Origin of the sequence: Streptomyces sp. NBC_00310 (assembly GCF_036208085.1) — a bacterium.
Lineage (GTDB): Bacteria > Actinomycetota > Actinomycetes > Streptomycetales > Streptomycetaceae > Streptomyces.
The window spans coordinates 3,459,458-3,485,490 of sequence record NZ_CP130714.1 but is presented as its reverse complement, the minus strand read 5'-3'; the positions used below and the strand labels follow the sequence as shown (position 1 = coordinate 3,485,490).

The following is a 26,033-nucleotide window of genomic DNA, read 5'->3' as shown; positions in this document are numbered from 1 at the left end:
GTCTTCCGTCGTCCCGGACTGTCCTGCACCGACTGTCCTGCACCGACTGTCCTTCGCCGGCCGTCCTTCGCTGCCTTCGCTGTCCTTCGACCGTACGGAGCGGGGGAGTTCGGGGGGGATCCGGGCGGCTCCCGGATCAGAGGTGGGGATAACCCCCGGGACGGCCCGGGCGCGGGCCGAATGCGCGTTTGCGGGGCATGCCCTCGGGCGATGTAGGCTGTCGACTCGTACTCGGGCGTGTAGCTCAGGGGTAGAGCGCCTGCCTTACAAGCAGGATGTCGGCGGTTCGAAACCGTCCATGCCCACCGGGACGAAGACCCCGGCCGATCACGGCCGGGGTCTTTCGCGTGTCCGGGGTCCTGCGCATCTCAGGAACCGTGGGCGTGCTTCAGGCGGGTGCGGGCCTCCACCTTCTCCTCGGCGGCGACCTCGGCCCAGAAGCGGTGGCAGCTCACGAACACCGCCAGTTCCCGCTCGCGCTCGCGGAGCTTCTCCACCTCGGCCTGCTCGTCGGGCGTCCAGCCCGGCGAGGCGGGGCGCTCGACCTTCCGCCAGCCGTTGTCGTCACTGAAACCGTCCAGGGGCTCGACCGACCAGGGCAGCCGCTTCAGCAGTGCCAGGAGCTCGGCCCGGACCTGATGCAGCTCCTCCTGACCGGCGAGGAGGTCACTGGGGAAGTCATAGGTCTTAGCCACGCGGCAATGGTACGCCTGTTCGATTTTGGGATGCGAGTTCCTTCTGTCACTTCGGGCCCGGGTTCATCCGAACGGGTGGATGCCCTTGAGGAAGGGCTTGAGGGTGGCCTCATCACCCAAGCTCAACCTTGGGTATCGTCGGGCCATGACTCTCGACGATCTCCGTGTCTTCGTCGCCGTGTGCCGGGCCGGGAGCCTCAGTGCGGTGGCCCGTGAGCTGGGCTGCACCCAGTCGGCGGTGAGCCAGCACGTACGGCGGCTGGAGCGGGAGGTCGGCGTCGGGCTGGTCGAGCGCCAGGCCCGCGGGGTCGTGCCCACCCGGGCCGGGCGGGTGCTCCAGGAGGCGGCGGCCGAGGGCATCACCGGGCTGGACCTCGCGCTGCGCCGGCTGGCCGAGATGGTGCGGGGCGACGGCGGTGTCGTACGGATCGCCACAGGCGGCACGACCGTGCGGCACTTCATGGCGCAGGGCATCGTCGACTTCCGGCGTGCCTACCCGGACGTGGGCCTGGAGTTCCAGACCGTACGGTCGAGCGCCGGGTGCTGCGACGCGCTGGCCGATCCGTCCCGGGATCTCGACCTGTCGTGGGTGACCCTCGGGCCCGCCGTCCGTGGCATCGAGCAGCGGGCCGTGGCGGAGCTGCCCTGGGTGCTCGCCGTCCGCGCCGACGACGAACTCGCCGGACGGGAGCGGGTGGAGGGCCGGGAGCTGGACGGGATGCGGCTCATCGGGCTGCCGGAGAACTCCACCTCGTACGCCCATCTCGGCGCCGCCTACCGCGAGTTGGGCATCTCCGTCAGCTCCTCCGGTGCCGGTGTCGCCGACTGGGACACCGCGATCCTCCTCACCGAACTCGGCGTCGGTCACGCCGTGGTCCCCGCGCTCCCGGGCTGGACCGGCCCGGGCCACCCCGGGCTGCGCTTCGTCCCGGTCCCCGACCTGCCCCCGCTCACCGTCGGCTGGGCCGTACGACGCTGGGAGGCGCTGTCACCCCCGGCCCGCGCCTTCGCCGACACGGTGGCCCGGCACGCGGTGCGGGTGGGGGGCGGGGTGCGGGCGGTCGAGGGGTGAAGCCGGGCAGCCGGGTGGGGAGTTGGGCGGGGTGCGGGTGGTCGAGGGGTGAAGCCGGGCAGCCGGGTGGGGAGTTGGGCTGGGGGCGTGGGTGGGCCGGGCTGCCGGTCCCAGGTGCCGGGCCGGGCGGGTTCGCGGCAGCAGCCGTCACCGAAGTCCTCGGCGTTCCACAACCCGGGCCGGGCGAGGCCGGTCGGCCGGCCATGCCGGGGCCGGGTGGCCGGCTCGGAGGCCTGTGGCGTGGAGTGCGTCGGTCGGCCCGGTGGCCTGCCGACCCGTGGTTCCGCCGCCGGATCGGGGGTCCGCCGCCCGCGGTGCCTTCACCGGCTCGGTGGCCCACCGTCTGTGGAACCGCCCTCTGTGGCCCACCGCCGGGCCGGTGGCCGACCGTAAGGGCTCCTCTCCCGGATCAGTGGCTCGCCGTCCGCGCTTCCGCCGCCGTCCGCAGTTCCTCCACCACCTTGGTCGCCACGGGCGCCCCTACGCCGTGCCGGTCGGCCGCGCGGAGCAACGCCCCGCCGATCGCGTCGAGTTCGAGGGGCCGGCCGGCCTCGGCGTCGCGTTGCATGGAGGACTTGGTGGTGGGTGGGAAGGTGTCGTAGCGGCGGAGGGTCTCGGCCGGGTCCACGGGGGCGCCGCAGGCCGTACTGACCGCCGCCGTCTCCTCCACCAGGGCGGTCAGCTCCTCGCGGTGGTGTGTGCGGATCTCGCCGAGGGGCAGACCGTGACGGGTCGTCAGCAGGGCGAACGGGGCCAGGAACGACATCTTCGCCCACAGTACGGCCGTCTCGTCCGGCAGCACGCGGGCGCCCACGCCGGACCATTCCAGGGCTCCGGCAAGGGAGTTGAGGCGATCGCGCGGGACGGTGTCGCCGGTCAGGTCGACCTCGGCGAGGGGGCCGCCGTGCTCGATGACGCCCGGGGCGATGCGGGTCGACTCGACGCGGATGGCGGCGGGGGCGACGGGGACGGCGTCGCCGTAGTGGGCGCGAAGGCGTGCCGGGTGCTCGACGCCGTTCAGGAACGGAACGACCAGGGCCTCGGCGCCCAGTGCCGTCGCCGGGAGCCGGTCCAGGGCGGTCGCCAGGGTGGTGTGCTTGACCGTGATCAGGGCCGCGTCGACCGGTTCGCGGAGCTCGGTCGCGGGCTCCACGCGGGCGGTGAAGTCCCCGAAGCGGGCGCTCCTCACCTGGACGCCGTCCTTCTCCAGGGTCTGCGCGGTCCGCTCTCCGGCCAGGCAGATCACCCGGTTCCCGGCGCGGGCCAGCAGTGCGGCGAGCAGTCCGCCCACGCCGCCGGGGCCCAGCACCGCCACCGTGAGCCGTTCCTTCGTCATGGTCCCCTCGTTTCTGCCGGGCGGGTCGAGCCGGCCTCGGTGATGATCACAAGGGGTGGAGGGTGGAGTCAATCCTCGGGGAAACTTGCTGATACCCAAGGAGGTGCTTGGGATGTGCTTGGGAGGTGTGGTGAGCTGCCGCCCTACGGCCTGGGGTTGTGCGGGCCTCCGCGGGAGACTGGGTGCATGTGCCGCAGTATCAAGACTCTTCGACCGCCCGTCCTCCCCGAAGAGGCCACCGAGGACGACATCCGTGCCGCCGCCCTGCAGTACGTCCGCAAGGTCTCCGGCTTTCGTGCGCCCGCCGCCCACAATCGCGAGGTCTTCGACCGCGCGGTGGACGAGATCGCGGCGGCCACGGCGGAGTTGCTGGACGGCTTGGAGGTGCGGGGCGCTCCGCGGCGGGCCGGATAGGTTCTTCGCCCCCGCCGCCCCTACCCGTCCCCATACTCCAGGGGCGCTGCCCCTTCGACCCCGAGGGAGCTTGGGGGCCTGGGTGCGTGAGTGTGCGCGGGTCCGGTGGGGGCTGGTCGCGCAGTTCCCCGCGCCCCTGAAAAGCAGGGGCTGCGCCCTGTGCTTTTCAGGGGCGGCGAACAACCACTTCTTCCGCGGCCGGAGGTCAGTCGCCGACGCGGGGGCGGCGCATGAAGTACGCCGCGGCCGCGCCCGCGCCGAAGAGGGCTGCCAAGGAGACGGCGGTCGCGATCCAGGTGGGGCCGAGCCACTGCGCGCCGAAGTAGCCGAGGGCGACGCTGTAGGCGGCCCAGGCGAGTCCGGCGACGGCGGACCAGGGGAGGAAGTCGCGGGCCCGGTGGCGGGCGGCGCCGGCGCCGAGGGAGACGACGGAGCGGCCGGCGGGGGCGAAGCGGGCGACGACGACCAGGAGGCCGCCACCCCCTGCGAGCGCGGCGCCGAGACGTTCCTGCGCGGTCGTCAGGCGCCGGGAGCGGGCGATGGCGCGGTCGAGTCGGGCACTGCCCCGCCAGGCCAGTCGGTACGCCACCAGGTCACCGAGCACGGACGCGGTCGCCGCCGAGAGCATCAGCACCAGGATGTCGGGCACCTCGCGGGCCATCGCGCCGGCCGCCGTCTCGGCCGCGGCCGCCGTGGCCACCGCGACGACCAGGACACCGCTCGGGAGGACCGGGAGGAACACGTCCAACACGATGGACACGCCCACGACGGCGTAGATCCATGGGCCGGCGGCCAGCCAACCCAGACTCTCAAGCACCGAGCACTCTCCTGTTTTTCCCCCGACGGCACGGTGACCCGTGACAGCCGAACAGCGTACGCCCCGGGTATGACAGACGGCCCGCAGGGGCTCATGTGTCTGTCACACCGTGTTCATTCGGACAGTTCGCTCGGACGGTTCGGTGCCAGTTCGGCGACAGCGGTGCGGGAACGGCGTATGAGGGGGCTGGGGGGACAGGCGGGAGAGCGGCCGAGGCCGCCGGAGGCGAGTGGTGCCCCCGGCGGCCCGTGTGTGCGAAGCGGTGACCGGGGAGGTCAGGCCGCCACGGGGGCCTTGCTCCTGTCGGTCTTGTCCGAGGACGTGGCCTGGCGCTTGGCGAAGAGCTGGTCGAGGCCGAGCGCGCCGGAGCCGGTGAAGATCAGGAGGAACATGGCCCAGCAGTAGAGGGCCGCGCCCTCGCCGCCGTTCTCGACCGGCCACAGGGCCTGCGGCTGGTGGACCTTGAAGTACGCGTAGGCCATCGCGCCCGAGGCGATGAACGCCGCGAAGCGGGTGCCGAGGCCGAGAAGGACCAGGGCGCCGCCGACGAGTTCGATGACGGCCGCGTACCAGTTGGGCCAGGCGCCGGCGGAGACGGTGGCGCCCTGTCCGTCCGCGCCGCCCAGGACGCCGAAGAGGCTCTGAGAGCCGTGGCAGGTGAAGAGCAGGCCGATGACGATGCGGAACAGTCCGAGGGCGTATGGCTGGGCGCTGTTGAGGCGTCCGGTCATGGTGGGGGACTCCTTCGGTAGTGACCCGGTCCTTGTGGGACCGGTGGGGACGGTTATTACCGACGAGTCACCCAAGGTAGGCAGTCCTAATCGATGCTTGCAAGTTCAACATCTGGCCAGCTCTTTACCTGCGTTCGGGGAGTTCTCGCGGGTGTCGTCGCACGTAGAGCCGCTCGCGCCACGGCGTCCGCGTCCGAAAGTGTGACCGAATCCACCCCCGGCCGGGCGCCCGCCGCCGTCACCCAGTGCACGCCCTCCGTGGGGACGCCGAACGCGAACCGCCGTGGGTGCGCCACACCTTGACGGTCTATCAGGTGGTAGGGGCGAGGGGTCACGTCCAGCCCGCCCGTCTCGTACCCGTCCGCCCGGTGCGGGCGGCACCCTCCCGTCGCCAGCAGGTCGGCGAGCAGGTCGTCGGCGGTTCTGCGCAGGTCCGGCTCCGGCAGACGGGCCTCGACCACCGTCGTCACCCGGACCGCCGACCCCGGCACGTCGGGCGAGTGGGCCAGCCAGGCCCCCTCCTCCGGCCGTACGTCGAGGCGCGGGCCGAGTACGGTCAGCACGCCCGCCTCGATGAGCGCGGTCATCTCCTCGATCCGGCTGCGGGGCGGACCGATCGACAGGAACGCGTTCAGCGGTGTGTACCAGCGGTCCAGATGTTCCCGGCGCGACCCGCCCGCCAGCCCGCCGTGGTCCACGATCAGCCGCAGCTCGTTCCGCAGGTCCCGCAGCACGTCCAGGGCCGCCTTCACCGGCCCGTCGACGTTCCCGAGCGCGGCCTGCGCCGCGTCCTCGCGCAGATACCCCAGCAGCCAGCCCCGCCAGTCCTCCGCGTCCGTGAACTCCCGTCCCGCGTACGGCCGCGACACCCGGTCCCACGACCACCGGTCCCCCTCCGCGATCCCGAACTCGTCGAGAACGGCGCCCTCTTGGGGGGAGCGGTGGGGCGCGGCGAGGAACAGGTCGCGGAAGGAGGCGGGGGCGTGGTCGCGAAGACCGCTGCGGGAGTCGCGACACGTCGTCGAGGCCGAGTGCGCCGATGCCCCCAACACCGCCTCGTAGTAGACCGTTTCGACCTCTTTTGCCATCAACGGCCATATGTCCGCCAGGAAGTCGGGCGCCTCACCGGAGTCCGCGCGCTTGCGGAAGCCCGCGATGACCTCGGGGGTCAGGACGAGCGGGGTGTGGCGGCCGTAGGGGCCCTTGGCGTTGTCGCCGCGCGCCTGGTACGGGATGCCGCGCCGGGACCCGGCGTACAGGCGGGGTTCGCGGCCGGAGGGCTCGTACCGCAGGCCGCCCTCGGCGTCGTGTACGAACAGGCCGCCCCGGCCGGTCGTCAGCAGGGCCATGTGGTCGAAGAAGTTGAGACCGAGGCCGCGCAGGAGGACGGGTTCGCCCGGGGCGACGGGGGAGAGGTCGAGGTCGGCCGGGTTGGCGGGCGGGAAGTGACGCAGGCCGTGGCGGGCGGCGTACCCGGCCAGGTCCCGTTCCGCCCGGTCCGGGACGGTGGGGAGGTGGCCCTGGGTGAGGACCACGGCGGCGAGGCCGGTGAGGACGCGGCCGCTGGCGAGCGTGAGCCGCTGACCGCCGTCGGGGCCGTCGTCGAGGCGGACCGCGCGGGTGTCGTGGACCTCGACCCGGATCTCGGGTGGCGCGCCGCGCACCACCTCGGCGAACACCCACTCCAGATAGTGGCCGTACCGGGCCCGCGTCGGATAATCGTCCGGCCCCAACCCGCCCCACCCGTCCGCCGCGTCCCGCCCTCCCGCCGCGCCGGCCGCCCACTCGTACAGGCTCGGGCCCGGGCGTATCGGGCCCGAGCAGTCCACGCTGTCGTCGGTGAAGAGGGTGACCTGGGAGGCCACCGTGTTCATCAGCAGGTGGGGGGACTGGGTGGTGCGCCAGACCTGGCCCGGGCCCGGCGGCGCGGGGTCGATGACGTGGACGGTCAGACGGGTGCGGGGGCGGAGCAGTTCGGGCGCGGAGGCGCAGAGGCGTTCCAGGACGCTGGTGCCGCGCGGGCCGGCGCCGACCAGGGCGACGCCGATGTCACTGATCCCTGAGAAACCTGGAATGTCCGGCAAGGGGGTAACTCCCGTGCGTGTGGGGCGCATCGTGGGGCGCGGTGCGGCGGACCGCCCGCCGGGAAGCGGACGGTCCGCCTCATCATGCCGCCGTACACCACGGGAACAGAGCCCAGGGACCCATCAGGCGCGCCAGGTGTGGCATGCCTCACGAGCATCTCGGACAACAGGGGCAACAACCGTGCGCAATCGGTGGATTAGGGGTGGTAGCTGCTTGCCGCAGAGTGCGCACGAGGTCGAATTAGCTCGCTCGTGTGATCGTCCACTTGTGAGCTTGCGGTGCCCTGGGCTGATCGGGCTGACGTGGTCGTGCGACCTGGGACACCGGGTACGGCGTCGGCGTGCGGGGCCCCTGCTCCACCAGAGGATGGTTCAGGGCCTCCCCGTCGCCTCTGGCCGTACCCATATGGCCAGGTCGCGCAGGGCTGGTTCATCAGCGGCCTCCGGCCGCGGGGGCCTCCCGGGCCCGGACCACGCACAGGATGCGTGTCGCCGCCCCCGGGTCGAGTACACCGGGGACCAGCTCGCCCAAGACCGTTCGGGGCGCGCGGCCGAACAGGACCCACTCCTGCTCAGTCCACAGGAACGGTGAGTGCCGAATCCGACCGTGTTTCCAGCCGTGCCCTGCTGCCCCGCCGGGCCCGCGCGCGGTCCAGTCGCAGCCGCGCCGAACGGCCGTGCAGCGTCAGCGTCATGAGGTGGTTGCCGAACCAGGGGCCGTCCGTCCTGCGCCAGTCGATCGACGGCCGCGCACCCCGCCCGTGCCGCCCGAACCACCGGCCGAGCGCCCGCCCCGTCCCGCTCCACCCGAAGCGGAAGCCGAGCTTTATCGACAGCGGGATGGAGTTGTGCACGGGGGAGCAGGTGAGCTGGAGGACCCGGGCGTCGGGACCGCCGGGCTCCGGCCAGGACGGTTCGGCGACGTACGCGTGGTGCACGTCCCCGGAGAGCACGAGGACGGTCGCCGGGGCGTCGGCGCCCGAGCCCGCCTCGGCGATCAGCCGGGTCAGGGACTCGAAGGAGTCGGGGAAGGCCGCCCAGTGCTCCAGATCGGCGCCCTGGCGCAGCTTCTCCCCGAACCGCGCCCAGCGGTCCCCGCGCTCGCCCCGGCACAGGGCCGCACTCCAGGACTCGGCGTCGTGCACGAGGTGGGGCAGCAGCCAGGGCAGGGAGGTGCCGATGAGGAGATGGTCGTACGAGCCGGGCGTGTCCAGTGCCTGGTCGCGCAGCCACCGCGCCTCGCCGGGGTTCAGCATGGAGCGGTTCCCCTCCTCCAGGACGCGCGCGGCCCGGCTGTCGAGCATCAGGACCCGCACGCGCCCGAAGTCCCGCCGGTAGCTCCAGCGGACCGAGGCCGGCTCCCGGTCGGCCTCGGCGGCGTGGGCACGCAGCGCGTCCGTACCGTCCGGGGTGGCGCGTACGGCGGCGTGGACCGGGTCGGCGGCCAGCTCGGCGGGGGAGAGGTTGCCGAGGTGCTGGTACACCCAGTACGACATCAGGCCGCTCAGGATCCGCTCGCGCCACCAGGGGGTGGCCCGCATGTCGGCGAGCCAGGCCTCGCTGGTGTTCCAGTCGTCGACGACGTCGTGATCGTCGAAGATCATGCAGCTGGGGACGGTGGAGAGCAGCCAGCGGATCTCGGGGTCGAGCCAGGACTCGTAGTAGAGGTGGGTGTACTCCTCGTAGTCCGCCACCTGGTCGCCCGGCGGGTCCGCCAGGTTCCGGCGGGCGGCGAGCCAGCGGCCGGTGGCCTTGGAGGTCTCGTCCGCGTAGACCTGGTCGCCCAGGAGGAGGAGTACGTCGGGACGCTCGGTGCCCGGTTCGGTGGCCAGGCGGTCCGCCAGGGTGTCCAGGGCGTCCGGGCCCACCGGGTCCGGCTCACCCGCGGGCGGCGCGGCCCATCGGCAGGAGCCGAAGGCGACCCGGACGGTGTCGCCCTCGGCGGGGGTGCGGATCTCGGAGGGCGGGAAAGGGGACTCGGGCGGCGGCCACACGGGTGTGCCGTCGAGGAGCACCTCGTACGCCGAGGCCGTGCCCGGCGCGAGACCCGTCACCGGGACCAGCGCGTAGTGGTGGCCGGCGATCTGGAAGGTGCGGGCCTCGCCGCGCCCGCCGCCGGCGCAGCGCACTTCGGCGACGCATGGACGGCTCGCCTCGACCCATACGGTCGCGGACGAGCCGTCCACATATCTCAGCAGTGGTCCCAGGCGAAGCCCCGCCATCAGCGATCACTCTCCTCCGTCGCCCCGTACGGTACGGAACGACGGAGGGGAACGGGGAGGTTCCGGGCCATTTTGTTCGACAGGGTTCAGCAGTTCGCCAGGTAGCTGGTGAGGGCGCTCTTCTCCGCGGAGTCGACGGAGAGGTCGTAGTAGTACTTCACCTGGACCCAGGCGCGGACGTACGTGCAGCGGTAGGACGTGACCGAGGGCATCCACTCGGCGGGGTCCTGGTCGCTCTTCGACTGGTTCACGTTGTCCGTGACGGCGATGAGCTGCGGGCGGGTCAGGTCGTTGGCGAAGTTCTGGCGCTGGGTGCTGGTCCAGCTGTCGGCGCCGGAGTCCCAGGCCTCGGCCAGCGGCACCAGGTGGTCGATGTCCAGGTCGGAGGCGGCGGTCCAGGTGGCGCCGTCGTACGGGGAGTACCAGGAGCCGCTGGTCGCGGCGCAGGCGGAGCTGGTGACGACGTTCGTACCGTCGCGCTTGAGGACCGTCTCGCGCGTGTTGCAGGTGCCGCTGATGGTGATCCAGTGGTTGAACAGGTCCCGGTTGTACCCTGTGCGGTCCTCGGTCGTCACGGTGAGGGTGGCGAGGTAGGAGCGGGCGGTGGAGGCGCTGACCGGGGTGGGCAGCGCGGCGGAGGCGGTGGGGGCGCTGAAGAGTGCCACGGAGGCTATCAATCCGCTGAGCGCCGCGAGTATGCTGACTCGTCGACGCGCGTAGAACCTGCGCATGTGAACTCCTTGTGGAGCCGGGGGCGTTGGGGTGCGAGCGATTGAAGGGTCGCGTCGCGGTGTTACCGGCGGATGTGCGTCTGGTGAGAAGCTAGTGACGTGCGCATGACACGACAAGGGTTGCGGTCGTGATTCACAGGCACGGGCGGTGGTGCCTCCGGGGGGAGGGCGGCCGGGACCGGGGTGCGGGCGCGGGTGGTTCGGACCGTCGGACGGACGCACGTCCTCACGTCGGAGCGGCCATGCTCGCGCGGTTCCCCGCGCCCCCTGAAGGACCCCGGGCGGGACCCGTCCCGCCAAGGGGCACGGGGAACCGCGACCGGCCCTCACCCGACCCGCACCCGGCGGACAGCCCGGCGGACAGCCCGGCATCCCCACCCCTGACGCGCCCCGCGTACCATGGACCGCGCAGAAGGGGAGTAGCTCTTCGCCGGACCGTCGACATACTGCTCAGCTCGTCTGAGCCGGCGCCCGGAGGCGGGTCCTGTTGAGCAGGACCGGCCAGCGAGACCTTCGGCAAGCAGTGCATCGTCCGTGCCGTCCGGCGCGGACGGACCGTGTGCTGCCGTGCCGAGGTGTCGCGTCAGCGGATGATTTCTCTCGGTGGGGTGGCCCGACCGATTGAGGAACCTTGATCAGCTTCAGCGTCACGGCGCTCGTCTTCGGCGTCGTCTTCCTCGCCGAACTCCCCGACAAGACCGCGCTCGCCGGTCTCGTCCTCGGCACCCGTTACCGCGCCTCGTACGTCTTCGCCGGTGTCGCCGCCGCGTTCGCCGTCCACGTCACGCTCGCGGTGGCGGCGGGCAGCGTCCTCACCCTGCTGCCGCAGCAGGTCGTGCACGCGCTGACGGGCGTGCTCTTCCTGGGTGGCGCGGCGGTGCTGCTGAGGACGAAGGGCGGGGCCGAGGGAGCCGCGGAGGTCCGGCGGCCCGAGAACCAGAGCTTCTGGAAGGTCTCGGGGGCGGGTTTCATGCTCATCCTGGTCGCCGAGTTCGGGGATCTCACGCAGATCATGACGGCGAACCTCGCGGCCCGGTACGACGATCCGCTCTCCGTCGGTCTCGGGGCGGTCCTCGCGCTGTGGGCCGTGGCCGGGCTCGGCATCGTCGGCGGCAAGGCGCTGATGAAGCGGGTGCCACTGAAGCTGATCACGCAGGTCGCCGCCGTGCTGATGGTGGGGCTCGGTGTGTGGAGTCTGTGGGAGGCCGTGGCGGGATGAGTGAGGGGGTGGCGGCGCCCCCGTTTGTTTTGTACCGTAGAGGAACAAAGTGGCTCCCGCCCGCATTCCCTGACCGGTGGGCGGGGCCGCCTTGTTCCTTCCGGGGCGCCTCGCCGGGTCTGACGGCTATGGCCCCCCTTTTTTTGTCGTGCCTTGGAGCTGCTGATGACGGCCACCACCGTTCTGACCGCCCGCGCCCTCCTGCTGGACATGGACGGCACCCTCGTCAACTCGGACGCCGCCGTCGAACGCGTCTGGCGGCGCTGGGCCGAGCGGCACGGGCTGGACGGCGCCGAGATCATGAAGGTGGTGCACGGCCGCCAGGGGTACGCCACGATGGCCGTCCTGCTGCCCGAACGCCCCATGGAGCAGAACCTCGCGGACAACGTGCGGATGCTGGCCGAGGAGACCGCCGACGTGGACGGCGTCGTCCCGATACCCGGCGCACCCGAGTTCCTCGCGTCCCTCGTCGACGGCGGTGTGCCGCACGCCCTGGTGACCTCGGCGGACGTCGCGCTCTCCACGGCACGGATGGGCGCGGCCGGGCTGGCGCTGCCCGAGGTGCGCGTCACCGCCGAGTCGGTCGGCGCGAGCAAGCCGGACCCCGAGGGTTTCCTGAAGGGGGCCGCCGAACTGGGCATCGCCCCCGAGGACTGCGTCGTCTTCGAGGACTCCGGGGCGGGGATCGAGGCCGGACGCGCCGCGGGGATGCGGGTCGTGGGGGTCGGGGAGCGGGCGCGGTCCCACGGTCCGGACGTGGTGGTGCCCGACCTGACGGCGGTGCGGGTCGAGGTGGCCGACGACGGGACGATCCGGCTGCACGTGAACGGCTGACGGGGAGACGGCTGAAGGGGAGACGGCTGAAGGGGAGACGGCTGAAGGGGAGACCGCGGGCGGTGAGACGGCGGGCGGCGGGGCCGGTGCCCCGCCACCCCTCCGGGACCGCCGGTCGGCGGCCGTCGGGGTGGCGGCCGTCGGGGGTGGCGGGCATCGGCCCCGCATCGGGATCGCCGCCCGCCTAACGGCGGTCGAGGACGTCCGTCAGCCTCGTGAAGCCGTCGGTGCCGTGGCCCAGGGCGATGGCGCGGCGGGCGAAGCCTTCGGCCGCACGCATGACACTCGCGTCGATGCCGTGGGACTCGGACACCTGGACGACGTGGGCCATGGTCGACACGGCCGAGGTGAGCGGGTTGCCCTCGCCGGAGTGCCGACCGCTGTCGACCTCTTTCGCGCCCTCCTCGAAGAGCGGCGGGAGGATCGCGGCGATCCCCTGGGCGAACGGGGTCAGCTCCCGCGCGGTGACACCCTCCGCCCGGGCCAGCGCCAGGGCATGGGTGTAGCCGGCGATCGAGGTCCAGAAGAGGTCGAGCAGCGCGATGTCGAAAGTCGCCGCCCGGCCGATGTCCTCGCCGAGGTGGGTGTGGGTGCCGCCCAACGCGCCCAGCACGGGCCGGTGGGCGCGGTAGAGGTCCTCGGAGCCGCTGTAGAGGAAGACGCCGTCCGGGGTGCCGATGGTCGGCGTCGGCGTCATGATCGCCCCGTCGAGGTAGTCGACGCCGTGCTCGGCCGCCCACGCGGCGGTGGAGCGGGCCCGGTCCGGGGTGTCGGCGGTCAGGTTGACCACCGTGCGGCCCTTGAGCGCCCCGGCGACCTCCGGGCCGCGCAGTACCGCGTCCGAGGCGTCGTAGTTGACCACGCAGACGACGGTCAGCGTGCTCGCCGCCACCGCCTCCTCGGCCGACCCGGCGCCGACGGCGCCCCGCGCGAGCAGTTCCCCGTCCCGGCCCGGCGTACGGTTCCAGACCGTGGTCCGCAGCCCGGCGTCCAGGAAGGCGCCGGCGAGGGCCCGGCCCATCGGACCCAGGCCGAGTACGGTGACGGTGGGAGCGGGAGTGGCTGTGCCGGCGGCAGTGGTGGGCTCTTCGGTGTGTGCGGGCATGACTCGGTGACTCCTGTGGGAAGTTGGTCGGTTCGTCGATGCGCGACGAATGGGGCGAGGGGGAGCGAGAATGACGCGCGAGCGTGCCCAGGACCCGAATGTCTGTGGGGTCACCGCGGCGATCGCCGTGATCGAGGGAAAGTGGAAGACGTCGCTGCTCTGGCTGCTGGAGTCCGGTCCGTACCGTCCGGGTGAGCTGCGCCGGCTGCTGCCGGGCCTCAGCGAGAAGGTGCTGACCCAGGCACTCCGCGAGATGGAGACCGACGGGCTCGTGCACCGGGAGGTGCACGACGTGCTGCCGCTGAAGACCGTGTACTCCTTGACCCCGTTCGGCCGTGAACTCTCCTCGGCGCTGGGGCCCTTGTCGGACTGGGGGCACCGACGCCTGGAGACGCTCACCGGAGTCGAGGGCGAGGCCGAGGTCGCGTCCCGGTCCGCCTCCTGAACCGTCACATCATCGTCATCGTGTCCGTCTTCCGTCCCCTGATCGGTGTCACGCGACCTTTCGGCCGCTCCCTCACCACAAGGGTCGCCCGACGGCCGCCTTCCGCCAAGTACCCACAAAAAGGTGGGTACTTATGGGGAACGAGGGAGCATCGGCCGGGTCGTTCCTCCGGGTCGTTCCTTCAGGTCGTTCCTTCGGCGGGCGACTTCCCGACGAGAGCCTGGCGTCCCTCGTCCTGATGCCGGTTCGCCCCCGTCCAGCAACTGCGCCGGCGCAGTTGCTGGACGGGGGCGATGGCGATGGCGATGGCTCGAGTGAGCCGTGTGGGGCGGCGGCGTCAGGCCTCGTTCTTCGGGCCCGTCTGCTGGAGGACCTCGAAGGTCCAGACGGTCGAGTCGGAGGCGGCGGGCCTGGGGCGGTCGCCGCCGCCCTGGTGGGCCTGCTTCATGGGGCCCTCCATCCACGCCTGGAAGGCGTCCTCGTCGCGCCAGCGGGTGTAGACGAGGTAGTTGTCGGTGCCGTCGACGGGGCGCAGCAGCTCGAACCACTCGAAGCCGTCCGAGCTCTCGACCACCCCGGCGCGGGAGGCGAACCGCTTCTCCAGCACCTCACGCTGCTCAGCGGGAACCGTGAGGACGTTGATCTTGACGATACTCATGGCTTCATCCTGCATCACGCGGGACGAAGGGGCACCGCCCGACTCCCGTCGGCCGAACTCGGCCCCCTTCGGCCCTGCCGCCCCCGTGCTCCTATCGCCGCCGTCCAGTCGCTCCCGCCGCCCCGCCGGTCACGGCTCCTTCGTCTCGGACTCCAGCCGCTCCCGGGTCACCAGGCCGTAGACGCCCGGCTCTTCCTTGTCCTTCGTGATCCCACGGCTGCTCTGGTAGAAGAGGACGGCCTGTTCGACCTGGCTGTCGTAGTTCTGGTCGATGTCGCCGTTGTAGAGGCCCAACTGGTTGAGCCGGAGCTGGAGTTCGGTCACCTCGGGGTCGTCGTCGCCGACGCGGAGCGTCTGGGGCACCACCAGCCGGCTGTCGTCCGAGTCGTCCGCGCCGGCGGCCGACGAGCCGCCGGCGGCGCCGGCGCTGGGCGCGCTCTGCGTCGGGCTCGCCGAGGCGGACGCCGACGGCGAGCCCGACGGCTGCGACGGCGAAGGGGAAGGGGAGGGGCTCTTCGTGGGGCTCGGCGACGCGGCCCCGCCGCCCGGCGGCGCCGGTGCGGGCGCCCCGCCCCCGCCCTCCGCCGGCGGTTCCACCGGCGACGCCTCCCCGTCGGGCGACGTGTCCGGCGCGCTCGCCCGCAGGTCGTCCGGCAGCGCGCGGTCCCGCTCGGGGGCGTCGTACGAGAAGAGTCCGCTCGCGAGTCCGGCGGCGGCCATCACCCCCGCGGCGGCCGTCCCGGCGAGGGTGGCGATCAGTCCCGTACGGCGACGGCGTCGACGCCCGGGGCGCCCCGCGGACGGCGAGGCGGGGGAGGGGGAGAGGGAGAGGGAGTGCGGGGAAGGGCCGTCGGGGCGGTCGGGGCCGGCGGAGGCATCGGATGCGAAGGGCACGGGAGCCGTCGACGTGGCCCCCGACGCCGGCCATGGCGTCGGGCCGGCCGGGCCCGGCCGGGATGACGATGCCGAAGAGGGGGATGAGGGCGCCACCGGAGCCGAAGGGCTCGCCGGGCCCGAGAAGGGTGGGCGTGCCGAGAAGGGTGACGAGGGCGACGCGTACGGCGAGGACGACGCGTACGGCGAGGGTGACGGCGGGGTCGGGAACAGTGCCTGGGTCGAGGAGACGCTCGACGCGCTCGTCGTGTGCGACGCGTCGGGTCCGCCCCCGCCGGGCTCTCCGTCCCTCTGGTCGAACAGCCGCACGTCCGCCACGTCCGGCCCGGTCGGGGTCGCCGCCGCGGTCGCCGCCGTGGTCACCGGCATGGCGATCGTCGACGTCGGGTCGGGCCCCGGCAAGGGGGAACCCGACCCACTCGGCCCAGTTCCGCCCGGCCCGTGCTCCACCCGCTCCTGCCGCGTCGTCAGGGCTGCGTCGCCGCCGGGGGTTCCGGGGCGCCGGGGGCTTTCGAGGGGCCCGTCGTTCTCGTCGCCCAGCTCCACGTACGGGCGTATCCGGAGGGGGTCGAAGTCCTCTGCGGCCGCCGCCTCGGCCGTACGGGCTTCGAGAAGGGCCTCGGACGCGCGGCGGCCGCACGCGCAGGACGGCGTGCCGTCCGAGGCCCGGGGTGTGGAGCATTCCGGGCATATGTGACTGGTCGGTTCACTCACGTGTCGTTCCTCCCCGTGAAGACTCCAGAGTTTAAGCAAACGATCGACACAGAATCTCCCAGGCGCCCCGGGAATCACGGGTTCCGGATCGCCTCGACAGGCCATAACCGGTCACACCCACCACGATGTAGTGGACGCGGAAGAAGAGGACACTGGGGACGCTGTACGAGACCCTCGGGAGCTCGGGAGGTCTGCATGACCGACGACATCGACCACGCCACCGCCGACGGCGGCGACGAGGCCGCGAACACCGCCGACGACACCGCCGGACGCACGCCCCCGCCCGGCCCCCGCGGGCACGGCGTGCCCGTCGCCGAAGGTGTGCCCGGTGGCGTGATGGTCTCCATCGGGGCCCTGCTGCTGGGAATGCTGCTGGCGGCACTCGATCAGACCATCGTGTCGACGGCGCTGCCGACGATCGTGAGCGACCTCGGCGGGCTGGAGCACCTGTCGTGGGTGGTCACGGCGTACATGCTGGCCGCGACGGCGGCGACCCCGCTGTGGGGCAAGCTCGGCGACCAGTACGGCCGGAAGAGGCTGTTCCAGACGGCGATCGTGATCTTTCTCATCGGGTCGGCGCTGTGTGGAATGGCACAGAACATGCCCCAGTTGATCGGGTTCCGGGCCCTGCAGGGGCTCGGTGGCGGCGGGCTGATGGTGCTGTCGATGGCGATCGTCGGGGATCTCGTCCCGCCGCGTGAACGCGGGCGCTACCAGGGGCTCTTCGGCGCGGTCTTCGGTGCGACGAGCGTGCTCGGGCCGCTGCTCGGCGGGCTGTTCACCGAGCATCTGAGCTGGCGTTGGGTGTTCTACGTCAACCTGCCGGTGGGAGCGGTGGCGTTGCTCGTCATCGCCGCCGTGCTGCGCATCCCGCGCAAGGCCGAGCGGCACGTCATCGACTACCTCGGCACCTTCCTCATCGCCTCCGTGGCCACCTGTCTGGTCCTGGTCGCCTCCCTCGGCGGCACCACCTGGGACTGGACCTCGCCGCAGATCATCGGCCTCTCCGCCCTGGCCGTCCTGCTCGTCGTCGTGTTCGTGGCCGTCGAGCGGCGGGCCGCCGAACCCGTCCTGCCCCTCAAGCTGTTCCGTGTCCGTACCTTCACCCTCTCCGCTGTGATCAGCTTCGTCGTCGGCTTCGCGATGTTCGGCGCGATGACCTACCTGCCGACGTTCCTGCAGGTCGTGCACGGTGTGTCGCCGACCATGTCGGGTGTGCACATGCTGCCGATGGTGTTCGGGCTGCTGCTGTCCTCGACGGTCTCCGGGCAGATCGTCAGCCGCACGGGCCGCTGGAAGGTGTTCCCCGTCGTCGGCACGGCCGTCACCACGCTCGGCCTGCTGCTCCTGCACCAGCTCGACGCGGACAGCGGTGACGGCGAGATGAGCGCGTACCTCTTCGTCTTCGGGCTCGGGCTCGGCCTCGTCATGCAGGTCCTCGTCCTCGTCGTGCAGAACGCCGTCTCGTACGAGGACCTCGGCGTCGCCACCTCCGGCGCGACCTTCTTCCGGTCCATCGGCGCCTCGTTCGGGGTGGCGGTCTTCGGTACGGTCTTCGCCGGGCACCTCGGCGACAAGCTCACCGACGCCCTCGACGGGGCCTCGCTGCCGTCCGGCGTCAGCGTGGACGGGCTCAAGGCCGACCCGCGCGAGATCGCCGAGCTCCCGGCCGCGCTGCGCCCCTCCGTCCTCGACGCCTACGCCTCCTCCATCACCGACGTCTTCGTCTACGCGGCCCCCGTCGCCGTCGTCGGGTTCGTCCTCGCCCTGTTCCTGCGCGAGGACCGGCTGCGGGCGTCCGTGACGGCGCCGGATGCCACGGAGACGCTCGCCAGCAACCCCGTCGAGCGGTCGTCGTACGACGAGGTGTGCCGGGCGCTGTCGGTGCTCGGGTCCCGGGAGGGCCGCCGCGAGATCTACCGGAAGATCACCGCACGGGCCGGCTACGACCTGTTGCCCGCCGCGAGCTGGCTGCTGCTGCGGATCCGGCGGTACGGCTGGGCCGAGCCCGCCGTGCTCGCGGAACGCAGCGCCGTCCCGCTCGACGTGATCATGGCGGCGACCCGGCAGGTCGAGGAGCGCCGCCTCGCCCGCCGCGACGGCATCGACCTCGTCCTCACCGACAGCGGCCAGGTGGCGGCCGAGCGGCTCTCCAAGGCCCGCGAGGACTCCCTCGCCGAACTCCTCGGCGACTGGTGGGGCCCCGACCGCCCCACCGACCTCGTCCGCCTCGTCGAGGAACTCAACGCCGAACTCTGCGGCTCGGACGCGGAACGCCCGCACCACGAGGGAGCGATCACCCGACGGCCGACGACCACGACGACCTCCGGTACGCCGCCCACGCCCCCTGCGGCTCCTACGTCCACGTCAGTCTCTTCGTGAACCAGTGGTCCGCGTACTCGTGGTCGTTGTGCGGGGGGCTCTCCTCGTAGCCGAGCCGGGCGTAGAGCGCGCGGGCCTCCACCAGGTCGCCCCGGGTGTCGAGGACGATCCGTTCGGCGCCGAGGGCGCGGGCGGCGTCCTCGGCGGCCTTGACGAGGAGGGCGGCTCCGCCCTTGCCGCGTGCCTCCGCCAGCAGGAAGACCCGCTTCAGCTCGGCCGTCGCGGCGTCCGTCAGCCGTACCCCCGCCGTGCCCACCGGTTCGCCCCCGTACCGGGCCACCAGGAGCACCCCGTCCGGCGGTGACAGGTACGCCCCGGTGTCCGCCGCGACCTCGCGCTCCAACTCGTCCGGGTCCGTGACGCGCCCCTCGTGCAGCAGATACCAGCGGTCGCTGACCTCCGTGTAGTACGCCCGCCAGAGCGCGGCGGCGACGGGGGAGTCGTGGGGCTCGTCCTCCACGGACCAGGTGGTCGTCATGCGGGTCATGCCGGTCATTGTCGGGAGCGGGGGCGTGTGGCCCGCAAACGATTTACGCCGTTGTCCCGCTCCGCGCTTGCCGTTTGAACCAACGGGATCGGGCAACCCGGTGCGAAACGGCCCGACGGGGCGAGACGCCCGGGCCGAGGACTCTGGAAGGCATTCATGTCCACAGGCTTGATCATCGCTTTGATCGTGATCGTGGCGGCCGTGGTCGTTGTAGCGGCCGTCCTGACCCAGCGCGCCCGCCGCGGTGCGGGTGCCGGCGGATCGCTGAAGCGGCGTTTCGGACCCGAGTACGACCGGACCGTGGCCCGCCATGACGGCGACGAGCGGGCCGCCGCCCGGGAACTCGCGGAGCGGGTGAAGCGGCACGGCTCGCTGGAGAAGCGGGCGCTGCCGAGCGCGGAGCGCGAACGGTACGAGTCCCGCTGGGCGGCCGCCCAGGAACGCTTCGTCGACTCGCCCCGTGAGGCGGTCGCCGAGGCGGACCGGCTGCTCTCCGAGGTGGCCGGGGCCCGGGGCTTCCCGGACGGCGGCCACTACGAGACCCAGCTGGAGGCGCTCTCCGTCCACCACGCCCACCATGTGCACGGCTACCGCCGGGTGCACCTCGCGGCGCACACCACCGGCGACACGGCCCAGGGCCGCGCGGGCACCGCGAACGGCGCCGGCCCCGGCACCGGTACCGAGGAGATGCGCGAGGCCATGGTCGAGGCCCGCGCCCTGTTCGAGGACCTGGTGACCCCGGACCGCCGGGACGCCCGGGCGGACCGTGAGGGCACGGCCGGGCGCGAGGGCCCGGCCCACCGCGAAGGAACGGCGCGACGCGACGAGAACGACGGTGCGGCCGCCGACGGCCGCCATCGGTCCCATCTGCCATGGGCGCTCACCAGGCGCCACGCGAAGGGGAGTTGAGGGGGATGACTGACGACGTGACGAGGGGCGAGGGCATCCGCGAACGCGGTCCGCGCGAGACGCGGGACGCCGACGCGAGGCGTGACGGGGTGAAGGGCGGCGGGCTTCCGCAGGGCACCCGGGCGACGGACACGGCAGGCACCGCGGGCACCCGGGCCGCGGTCGTGCCGGGCCACGACACCACGGCGGGCCGTACGGGTACGGGAGGCCGGGCCGAGGGGCCGAACGGCGGCAGGACACCGGGTGTCGGCGAAGGCCCCGGCCCGGTGGCCCGCGAGGGTCACACCCAGGCGCCCACGGGCGGTTCCGGGTCCTCCGGATCCCCGCTGCTGCCCCATGACGAGAGCGACAAGCTGACGCTGCGGTTGCAGCACGCGGTCGGCGAGTTCGTCGACGGGCCCAGGTCGGCCGTCGAGGAGGCCGATCACGTCCTCGAAGAGGCGGCCGCCCGCTTCACCGACGCGGTGACCCGGCGTCGCCGCACCCTGCGCGACTCCTGGCAGACCACCGCCGACGGCCGCGCGGACACCACCGACACCGAACAGCTCCGCCTCGCCCTGCGCGACTACCGGGAGCTGACCGAACGGCTGCTGCGGCTCTGAGACCGACAGCGGCGAACGCCGAGACCGCGCTCCGGGTCGTGCCCCGGGGCGCGGTCTCACGTATGCGCGGAGCCGGGCCGGCCGGGGCGGCGTCGCGCGCCTCGTGACGGGCCAGGCCTTCCGGGGCGCGGGAACCGCGCGATCAGCGCACCCGGCCCGCGGCCGCCCCACGGCACATCACCCCGGGTTCCTCAGGTGCTCCGCCCACTCTCCCGGCGCTCACGCCATTCCCGTACGACCACTTCCACGTCGTACGGCTTCAGGCCCAGCGGCGGTCCAGGTGGTGGCTTGAACATCATCTCGCTGATCTTGGCGTTGATCTCGGTGACGATCCTGCGGACGGCGCCTTCGGAGGGGGCCTCGGCGGCTGCCGCGAGAGCGTCCTCCGCCTCCTTGCGCAGGGCGAGCGTCGGGGGCAGGACCGACAGGCCCTCGCGGGCCATCTTCCGCTTGATCCACCAGAGTTCGTCGTAGGTCGTGTCGTCGTCGGGAAGCGGTCGGCCCACGCCGGGGAGGGCCGTGAAGTCGCCGCGCGCCTCCGCTTCGCGGATCTGTTTGTCGACGAAGGACTCGAAGCTGACACCGGGTGGCTTTCGCTCGGTCATGCCTCCATTGTGCCGGAGCCCGCACAACAGGACGATCCGGCGAATTATCATGCGGCGGCGGCGCGCCAAACGCGCCGTGCGCAGCGACAATTGGAGTTTGACCCGTTAGGAGCGGTACGTGCTCGAACTCACCATGGCCTCGGTCTCCGAGGCGGACGCCGGGGCGACGGCCGGCATGCAGATGGCCGACGCGCCCAGCGAGCCGGGCGGCGTGCTCCGGGTGGGCCGCGATCGGGCGGTGTGCCGGCTCGCGACACCGGACGACTGGCTCTTCGTCTCCCGTGTGCATCTGGAGTTCCTGTGCGGCCCGGACGGGAGCTGGCAGGTCACCTGGCTGCGGGGCTCGCACGCCGACCCCTCCTCCGAGGTGCGGCTGACCCTGCTCAACCACCAGCCCTCGCCGCTCCCGTACGGCGGTACGGCGAAGCTCCCGCACGGCAGCTCCGGCGAACTCGTCATCTACGACCGCACGGGCCCCCGCAGCGTCAACGTGGGCTTCTACCACGAGGCCTGACGGAGCCGCCGTCCCGCCGCACCCGGTTCAGTCCAGCACCCGGGCCAGCGCGAACCCGTCGTACCCCTTGGTGCCCACCGTCTGGATCGCCGTCCCGCTCAACTTCGGGTGCGTGGCGATGAGTTCGATGGCGGCCCGGGTGCCGCGGACGTCCGGCTCGGTGCTGTCGGCGTCGGCGACCCGGCCGCCGCGTACGACGTTGTCGACGACGATGACGCTGCCGGCCCGGGTGAGCTTGAGGGCCCACTCCACGTAGTGCGGGTTGTTGGCCTTGTCCGCGTCGATGAAGACCAGGTCGAACGGCTCGGGGTTCTCGTCGGTCAGCTTGGGCAGCGACTCCAGGGCGGGGCCGACCCGTACCTCGACGAGCCCGTCGAGCCCGGCGCGCGCGATGTTGCGGCAGGCGACCTCCGCGTGTCGGGCGCTGTACTCCAGGGAGATGAGCCGGCCGTCGGCGGGCAGCGCCCGGCCCAGCCAGATGGTGCTGTAGCCGCCCAGGGTGCCGATCTCCAGGATGCGGCGGGCACCCTGGATCTGGGCGAGGAGGTGCAGGAACTTCCCCTGGTTGGCGGCGACGTCGATGGCCGGAAGTCCGGCCGCCTCGTTGTCGCGCAGCGCCGCCTCCAAGGCCTCGTCGTCCGGGGCGAGGTGGGTGGTGAAGTAGACGTCGACGTCGTCCCAGGTCCGCGACTCGCTCATGAAGCTGTGCCTCCCGCGCCTTTCATCAGGACAGTTACTTAGAACAGCTAAGTAGGTGCGCTAATGAATATAGGCGCGGGGCGGGCCCCCTGTCAGCGGTTCCGGGGTGTGTTTCAGTCGTTCGGTGCGGACTTCGTATCCGCCGGCGGCACCGGCATCGGCGTCGGCGGACCCTGCGGGTACGCCCCCGGCGGCATCGGCGCACCGGGCGGGTAGGCCCCCGGCGGCATGAAGACCGCGCCCGGCGGCGGTAGGGGCGGCAGTTGCCGCTTCGCGTTGCGCTTGAGCACGATCGCGACGGCCACCGCCTTGATCGCCAGTACGGCGATGCCGATGCCGAACGACACCAGCCAGCCGGGGATGCCCCACACGGTCCACATCTCGTCCACGTAGATGACCTTTCGATAGGTGTCGTCGGCCGCGGCCCGCCGCAGCGTGTGATCGCCGGAGATCAGCTCCGGCCGCGGGAAGTCCTGCTCGACGGCGGTGAGGAAGTCCGTGCCGCCCGCGGTGAGGTCGCCGAGCGTGCCGACGGGCGCGCCCAGGCGTCCCGCGAAGGTCACCTCCGGCTCGTTCCCGCCGATCGCGGAGCCGGGCTCCATACGGTGCTCGGCGAGAACGTACAGGCCGAGGGCCTGCGGGGTGGCGGCCAGGCGGGACAGGCGCATCGGGTAGACCGGCTCGTCGCTGGCGAAGGTGAGGTGGAGCGGGTCCAGGGTGCCCGAGAGCGGGGTGCCCTCGGAGCCCTCGGAGCCCTCGGAGCCCTCGGAGTCCTCCGGCGCCAGCCTGATCGCCACGTACTCCCACTTCCGCCGGACGTACGGCTCCAGCGCCGTGTCCAGCCGGTCCGGGAGCGCGAAGCCGTTCTCGTCGAGCCAGTCGCCGAGGGCGCCGGAGTCGGTGGCGGTCAGCCGGGCCACGTCGAACGGGCCGAGCCGCTCGCGGCCGACGACGTCCACCGAGGACCGCGGGTCCCGGGGCGCGGCGTCCCCCGCCATGCCGTCGCTCTCGAACATGTCGAACGGCCAGTCGTGCGAGCGCGGCCAGAAGTACTCGCGCCTCTCGTGCACGGGCGCGGTCTCCTCGTCGAGCCGGTCGAAGACGGCCGCGTCGCCGAGCTTCACCGTGGCCCGGTTCGGCACCGGCATGATCCAGGCGGCCGTCCGGGCGTCACCGGAGACCGTCAGGCTCATCAGGATCTGTTCCTCGCGGCCGTCCCAGCGCACCACGGACCGCTCGCGGTTCACCGACATGTTCCGCCCGTCGTCCGGCACCATCGCGCCGCAGCCGCAGGCGTACGCCGGTGCCACGAGCGATGCCAGTTGAAGCCCCAGCAGGGCGAGGACGACCACCAGGAGCCGTTCGCGCGCCCCGCGCCTCCCGTGCGCCCATTCCGCCGGACGCGCGCGCCCCCGTACGAAACCCTTCATCCCCCGTGCCCTCCCGCTGACCTGCCGGCGTGCCGCCCTGCTCGGAGCCATGCTTCCAGGTCTTTGTCAGTGGCCTGTCACGACCCTGCCCGTGATGCGCATCCGTGATCCGCGTCGTGCCCTTGAGCGTGCGGGCGACCTTCCGCGCACTATCGTCATCCGGACAAAACAAGGGCGACTCTCAGGTGAAGAGCGGGTTGCCCGCGTCTCACGACGAGGACAGTGCGAGCCTTCTCGGGGGGACGTCGACGGGGCGGGAGGACGACGGCGCGTGGCGACGGAGCAGAGCAGACCGGGCGGTGCCGTGGGTACGGGCTTGACGGCGGCGCGACTGGTGGCCGTCCGGGCCGTGCTGTGGCTGGTCGCCGCGATCCTGGCGGTGCGGCAGGTCGCGGTCGTGCTGAACACACCCAAGGGCGAGCGGCTGACGGACCTGGAGACCTGGGTCGGACCCAGCGGCGTCCTGCATGTCAACGGCTCGCTGTACGACTCGACGCGCTTCACGGGCACGCCCTTCGGCGGCCTCGTCCTCAAGCCCCTCACCCGAATGGCGGAACAGGCGCTCGGCTGGGGCTGGACCTTCGGCACCCTCCTGCTGGTCGTCGCCCTCGGCCTGGTCGCCGCCCGCGCCCTGCCCCAGCCCGTCACCCGCCGTACGGCACTGCTCGCCGCGCCCGTCGCGGTCACCCTGCTGATGCTGTCGCTGCCGGTGCGGAACACGCTGTACCTGGGCCAGACCAGCATCATCCCCGTCCTGCTCGTCCTGGCGGGCTGCTTCGTGGTCCGGGGCGAGCGCACCAGCGGAGTCTTCATAGGGCTCGCCGCGGCCTTCCAGCCGACCGTGCTGCTGTTCGTGCCGCTGCTGTGGTTCACCGGCCGCAAGCGGGCCGCCGCGAGCACCGGGATCACGTTCGCCGGGGCCACCGCGCTGGCCTGGGCCGCGATGCCGCACGACTCGTACACCTACTGGGTGCACCACCTCGCCGGCGTCGGCCTCGGCGGCCGGGCGGACGACCTCGCCAACCAGTCCCTGCACGGCATGCTGCTCCGGCTGGGCCTTACGGGCCCGCTGGAGATCGTCGTCTTCTTCGCGCTGGCCGCCGCCGTCGCCGTACTCGGCATGCGGCGGGCCATCCACTACGCCCGCGACGGGCAGCTGCTGCTCGCCGTCGCCCTCACCGGCTGTGTCGTGGTCGCCGTCTCGCCGACGTCCTGGAAGCACCAGCTGCTGTGGGTGCTGCTCGCGGTGGTCGGCCGGGTCGGCAAGAAGGCCTCGTCACGGTACGTGTGGCCGGTCGCCGTCGTCCTGGTGATGACGCTGCCGGCGAAGATGATGGTGCCGAACGTGGGCGTCCTGCACCCGGTGCGCGACGACGTCGTCCTACTGGCCGCGCTCACCGCAGCCCTTGTCGTGCCGTTCCTGTCCCGTACCTCGGAGTACTACCGGGCGCCGATCCCCACGGAGTACGCCCCGAAGGCGGAGACCCGCTTCAGTTGGGCCCCGTTACTGCGCCGGGTGGCCACCCGCCCGAACCTGCTCCTCGAACTGCTGCTGATCCGCGTCACGTACGCCGCCTACCAGCGCACCCGCCTGGAGGCCACCGGCAGCCGGGCCACCGCCGAGGAGCACGCCGGGCAGGTCCTGGCCGCCGAGAAGGCCCTGTTCATCGACATCGAACACTGGTTCAACCACACGGTGGTCGGGATCGGCTGGCTGCGGGACTTCTTCGACTTCTACTACACCTCGTTCCACTTCGTGGTCCCGCTGACCGTCCTCGGCGTCCTCTACTGGCGCCGCCCCGCCGACTACCGCTGGGCCCGCACGGCCATCGGCTTCACCACGGTCCTCGCGCTCGTCGGCTTCTTCTTCTACCCGCTGGCACCGCCGCGCCTGATGCCCGGCCTCGGCATCATCGACACCATCCACGGCGTCCAGGACTTCTCCAGGCCGGACTACGGCAAGCTGACCGAACTCGCCAACCAGTACGCGGCGATGCCGTCCCTGCACTTCGGCTGGTCCCTGTGGTGCGGCCTGACGATCGCGCTGGTCGCGCCCAAGGTGTGGATGAGGGTACTGGGCCTGATGCACCCCTTCTTCACGGCCCTGGCGATCGTCGCGACCGGCAACCACTGGATCCTCGACGCGGTCGGCGGCGCGGCCGTCGTGGGCGCGGGCTTCGGCCTGACGTACCTCCTGACAGGTCCCCGCACCACCGCGCCCCGCCAGGGGCGCGGGGAACCGCGCGACCGGCCACCGGCCACCCGCGGACTCTCCACGGCCGTCCAGCGCGGCGGCGGAGGCAAGGGCGAGGGGTAGAGGCCAGGGCCCTGCAGGGTCCGTCCTGCATACGCGAGAGACCGGTGCCGGCGCCAGGGATTCGAGGGCGGTCCTGGCCGACCGAACGGGCATGCGTCGACATGCGGCCACGGGAGC

General features: G+C 72.4%; 25 protein-coding genes and 1 tRNA gene. 12 read left to right on the top strand and 14 right to left on the bottom strand.

Annotation, left to right across the window (positions count from 1 at the left end; all coding sequences use genetic code 11):
* The first annotated feature begins 233 nt into the window (after positions 1-233).
* A tRNA-Val gene (locus OG202_RS15295) sits at positions 234-305 on the top strand.
* A 63-nt stretch (positions 306-368) separates the two neighbouring features.
* Here OG202_RS15295 and OG202_RS15290 read toward each other — a convergent pair.
* Entirely contained in the window at positions 369-695 is a 327-nt protein-coding gene (locus OG202_RS15290; protein WP_326583141.1) for a hypothetical protein, read from the bottom strand.
* A 145-nt stretch (positions 696-840) separates the two neighbouring features.
* On the opposite strand from OG202_RS15290, the gene OG202_RS15285 reads away from it, so the two are divergent.
* Positions 841-1,767 (top strand): LysR family transcriptional regulator, encoded by a 927-nt coding sequence (locus tag OG202_RS15285; RefSeq protein WP_326583142.1) that lies wholly within the window; start codon positions 841-843, stop codon positions 1,765-1,767.
* A 409-nt stretch (positions 1,768-2,176) separates the two neighbouring features.
* On the opposite strand, the gene OG202_RS15280 is transcribed toward OG202_RS15285, so the two are convergent.
* A complete protein-coding gene (locus tag OG202_RS15280) occupies positions 2,177-3,103 on the bottom strand; it encodes a ketopantoate reductase family protein (protein ID WP_328222918.1) in 927 nt (308 codons plus the stop codon).
* Between the two features lie 186 nt (positions 3,104-3,289).
* On the opposite strand from OG202_RS15280, the gene OG202_RS15275 reads away from it, so the two are divergent.
* Positions 3,290-3,517, top strand: a complete 228-nt coding sequence (locus OG202_RS15275; protein ID WP_326583144.1) for a DUF2277 domain-containing protein — start codon at positions 3,290-3,292, stop codon at positions 3,515-3,517.
* Between the two features lie 205 nt (positions 3,518-3,722).
* Here the strand turns inward: OG202_RS15275 and OG202_RS15270 are convergent, their stop codons facing one another.
* The 5 genes from OG202_RS15270 to OG202_RS15250 form a co-directional block, all read right to left on the bottom strand.
* A complete protein-coding gene (locus OG202_RS15270) occupies positions 3,723-4,334 on the bottom strand; it encodes a DedA family protein (protein ID WP_326583145.1) in 612 nt (203 codons plus the stop codon).
* 275 nt (positions 4,335-4,609) lie between these two features.
* Positions 4,610-5,065: a DoxX family protein gene (locus OG202_RS15265; RefSeq protein WP_328222917.1), complete on the bottom strand. Its 456-nt coding sequence runs from the start codon at positions 5,063-5,065 to the stop codon at positions 4,610-4,612.
* Positions 5,066-5,151: 86 nt separating this feature from the next.
* On the bottom strand, positions 5,152-7,149 hold the full coding sequence (locus tag OG202_RS15260; RefSeq protein WP_328222916.1) for an FAD/NAD(P)-binding protein: 1,998 nt from the start codon (positions 7,147-7,149) through the stop codon (positions 5,152-5,154).
* Between the two features lie 572 nt (positions 7,150-7,721).
* Positions 7,722-9,371 (bottom strand): alkaline phosphatase D family protein, encoded by a 1,650-nt coding sequence (locus OG202_RS15255; RefSeq protein WP_328222915.1) that lies wholly within the window; start codon positions 9,369-9,371, stop codon positions 7,722-7,724.
* An 86-nt stretch (positions 9,372-9,457) separates the two neighbouring features.
* Positions 9,458-10,102 carry an HNH endonuclease family protein gene (locus OG202_RS15250; protein WP_326583149.1) on the bottom strand — a complete coding sequence of 215 codons (645 nt, stop codon included), beginning with the start codon at positions 10,100-10,102 and terminating at the stop codon, positions 9,458-9,460.
* A 631-nt stretch (positions 10,103-10,733) separates the two neighbouring features.
* Between OG202_RS15250 and OG202_RS15245 the strand changes: the two genes are divergently transcribed.
* Together OG202_RS15245 and OG202_RS15240 are read left to right on the top strand one after the other, a co-directional pair.
* On the top strand, positions 10,734-11,321 hold the full coding sequence (locus tag OG202_RS15245; protein WP_328222914.1) for a TMEM165/GDT1 family protein: 588 nt from the start codon (positions 10,734-10,736) through the stop codon (positions 11,319-11,321).
* 165 nt (positions 11,322-11,486) lie between these two features.
* Positions 11,487-12,155 (top strand): HAD family hydrolase, encoded by a 669-nt coding sequence (locus OG202_RS15240; RefSeq protein ID WP_328222913.1) that lies wholly within the window; start codon positions 11,487-11,489, stop codon positions 12,153-12,155.
* 184 nt (positions 12,156-12,339) lie between these two features.
* Here OG202_RS15240 and OG202_RS15235 read toward each other — a convergent pair whose 3' ends face one another.
* Positions 12,340-13,260 carry an NAD(P)-dependent oxidoreductase gene (locus OG202_RS15235; protein ID WP_328222912.1) on the bottom strand — a complete coding sequence of 307 codons (921 nt, stop codon included), beginning with the start codon at positions 13,258-13,260 and terminating at the stop codon, positions 12,340-12,342.
* Between the two features lie 70 nt (positions 13,261-13,330).
* Here OG202_RS15235 and OG202_RS15230 point away from each other — a divergent pair, with 70 nt between their 5' ends.
* Positions 13,331-13,705 carry a winged helix-turn-helix transcriptional regulator gene (locus tag OG202_RS15230; protein WP_328222911.1) on the top strand — a complete coding sequence of 125 codons (375 nt, stop codon included), beginning with the start codon at positions 13,331-13,333 and terminating at the stop codon, positions 13,703-13,705.
* Positions 13,706-14,042: 337 nt separating this feature from the next.
* On the opposite strand, the gene OG202_RS15225 is transcribed toward OG202_RS15230, so the two are convergent.
* Positions 14,043-14,363 carry an antibiotic biosynthesis monooxygenase family protein gene (locus OG202_RS15225; protein ID WP_326583154.1) on the bottom strand — a complete coding sequence of 107 codons (321 nt, stop codon included), beginning with the start codon at positions 14,361-14,363 and terminating at the stop codon, positions 14,043-14,045.
* A 129-nt stretch (positions 14,364-14,492) separates the two neighbouring features.
* A complete protein-coding gene (locus OG202_RS15220) occupies positions 14,493-15,257 on the bottom strand; it encodes a peptidoglycan-binding domain-containing protein (protein WP_328222910.1) in 765 nt (254 codons plus the stop codon).
* Positions 15,258-15,270: 13 nt separating this feature from the next.
* On the opposite strand from OG202_RS15220, the gene OG202_RS15215 reads away from it, so the two are divergent.
* The gene (locus OG202_RS15215; RefSeq protein ID WP_328222909.1) at positions 15,271-15,954 is read left to right on the top strand and encodes a hypothetical protein; all 684 of its coding nucleotides are present in this window, start codon (positions 15,271-15,273) and stop codon (positions 15,952-15,954) included.
* A 212-nt stretch (positions 15,955-16,166) separates the two neighbouring features.
* Entirely contained in the window at positions 16,167-18,353 is a 2,187-nt protein-coding gene (locus OG202_RS15210) for an MDR family MFS transporter (RefSeq protein ID WP_405961395.1), read from the top strand.
* Here OG202_RS15210 and OG202_RS15205 read toward each other — a convergent pair.
* Positions 18,328-18,840 (bottom strand): GNAT family N-acetyltransferase, encoded by a 513-nt coding sequence (locus OG202_RS15205; RefSeq protein ID WP_328222908.1) that lies wholly within the window; start codon positions 18,838-18,840, stop codon positions 18,328-18,330. The two genes, OG202_RS15210 and OG202_RS15205, sit on opposite strands and share 26 nt — an antisense overlap.
* Positions 18,841-18,996: 156 nt before the next feature.
* Here OG202_RS15205 and OG202_RS15200 point away from each other — a divergent pair, with 156 nt between their 5' ends.
* Entirely contained in the window at positions 18,997-19,749 is a 753-nt protein-coding gene (locus tag OG202_RS15200; protein ID WP_328222907.1) for a hypothetical protein, read from the top strand.
* Positions 19,750-19,754: 5 nt separating this feature from the next.
* A complete protein-coding gene (locus tag OG202_RS15195; RefSeq protein ID WP_328222906.1) occupies positions 19,755-20,351 on the top strand; it encodes a hypothetical protein in 597 nt (198 codons plus the stop codon).
* Between the two features lie 191 nt (positions 20,352-20,542).
* Here the strand turns inward: OG202_RS15195 and OG202_RS15190 are convergent, their stop codons facing one another.
* The gene (locus OG202_RS15190) at positions 20,543-20,956 is read right to left on the bottom strand and encodes a J-domain-containing protein (protein ID WP_327729969.1); all 414 of its coding nucleotides are present in this window, start codon (positions 20,954-20,956) and stop codon (positions 20,543-20,545) included.
* A 118-nt stretch (positions 20,957-21,074) separates the two neighbouring features.
* Between OG202_RS15190 and OG202_RS15185 the strand changes: the two genes are divergently transcribed.
* On the top strand, positions 21,075-21,470 hold the full coding sequence (locus tag OG202_RS15185) for a hypothetical protein (RefSeq protein WP_326583161.1): 396 nt from the start codon (positions 21,075-21,077) through the stop codon (positions 21,468-21,470).
* A gap of 27 nt (positions 21,471-21,497) precedes the next feature.
* Here the strand turns inward: OG202_RS15185 and OG202_RS15180 are convergent, their stop codons facing one another.
* A complete protein-coding gene (locus tag OG202_RS15180; protein WP_326583162.1) occupies positions 21,498-22,169 on the bottom strand; it encodes an O-methyltransferase in 672 nt (223 codons plus the stop codon).
* A 113-nt stretch (positions 22,170-22,282) separates the two neighbouring features.
* Positions 22,283-23,599: a DUF2330 domain-containing protein gene (locus tag OG202_RS15175; protein ID WP_328222905.1), complete on the bottom strand. Its 1,317-nt coding sequence runs from the start codon at positions 23,597-23,599 to the stop codon at positions 22,283-22,285.
* A gap of 271 nt (positions 23,600-23,870) precedes the next feature.
* Between OG202_RS15175 and OG202_RS15170 the strand changes: the two genes are divergently transcribed.
* Positions 23,871-25,916: a bifunctional glycosyltransferase 87/phosphatase PAP2 family protein gene (locus tag OG202_RS15170; RefSeq protein ID WP_328222904.1), complete on the top strand. Its 2,046-nt coding sequence runs from the start codon at positions 23,871-23,873 to the stop codon at positions 25,914-25,916.
* The last annotated feature ends 117 nt before the right edge of the window (positions 25,917-26,033 follow it).